The sequence below is a fragment of the Proteiniclasticum sediminis genome (assembly GCF_018128025.1).
GTDB classification, from domain to species: Bacteria; Bacillota; Clostridia; order Clostridiales; family Clostridiaceae; genus Proteiniclasticum; species Proteiniclasticum sediminis.
In genome coordinates this window covers 1-914 of the sequence record NZ_JAGSCS010000058.1, presented here as the reverse complement: position 1 = coordinate 914, position 914 = coordinate 1, and the positions used below count along the sequence as shown (strand labels likewise).

Sequence of the window (914 nt, the reverse complement as noted above, 5' to 3'; positions counted from 1 at the left end):
GCCGCCAAGGTGTGGAACGAAACCACGGGCCAGGAGGACGTGCGCTTCCGGTACGGCTATGATGCCAGCGGAAATCTGGGGGTTCTGGAGGATGTCGTCCAGGGAGTCCGCTACCGCTACCATTATGATCTGGTCGACCGCCTGACGGAGGTGGAAGGGAGCGACGGCAGCCGGCATGTCCAGCGTTATGACCAAAACAGTCAGCTGCAAAGCCTGACCCAGATCCAAGGGCAGCGAAGCCAGACGATGGCCTATGCCTATGACCGGGATCACCGGCCGACAAGCGTCACCCTCTCGAGCGGTGCCCAGGGCAGGACGGCCTACGATGACCTGGGGCGGATCACGGGGAAAACCTGGATCGTGGGGACGACCCCGGTGCAGCAGATGAATCTGACGTATGTGCCGGTGGGGCTGACGCCCGATCTGGGGGTCCAGTATACCGGCTATGTGGAAAATCAGGGCTGGCAGGGGTGGAAAACGGATGGACAAGTCTCCGGCACCACGGGACTGGCCCTGAAATACCAGAGGGTCCGGATCGCCCTGACCAACGTGCCGACGGATCCGCAGGATCCTTTGGCATCGGTGAAGATCCGCTACCGCACCCATGTGTCCGACGTGGGCTGGACCGGCTGGGTGGAAGACGGCGCAGAGTCGGGGGCCATCGCCGCCGATGGGCGCATCGAAGCTATGGAAATCGAGCTGATGAATGCGCCAGAAGGTTACCATGTCCGCTATCAGGCCCATGTCCAGTCCTTTGGCTGGGAGGAGCCGGTCATGGATGGCCAGGAGGCGGGAACCACGGGACAGTCCCTCCGGATGGAGGCCCTGAAGCTCACTGTCGTCAAGGACGGCGCCGGAGAAACCACCAGCCGCGTGGCGGCGCTGGAAGGTCCCGGCGGAACGGTGCGCTATAC

1 pseudogene is annotated in these 914 nt (G+C 63.3%); it reads left to right on the top strand.

The window, feature by feature from the left end:
* Positions 1–914 (top strand): annotated as a pseudogene (locus tag KCG48_RS14505) (hypothetical protein); the annotation flags it as partial.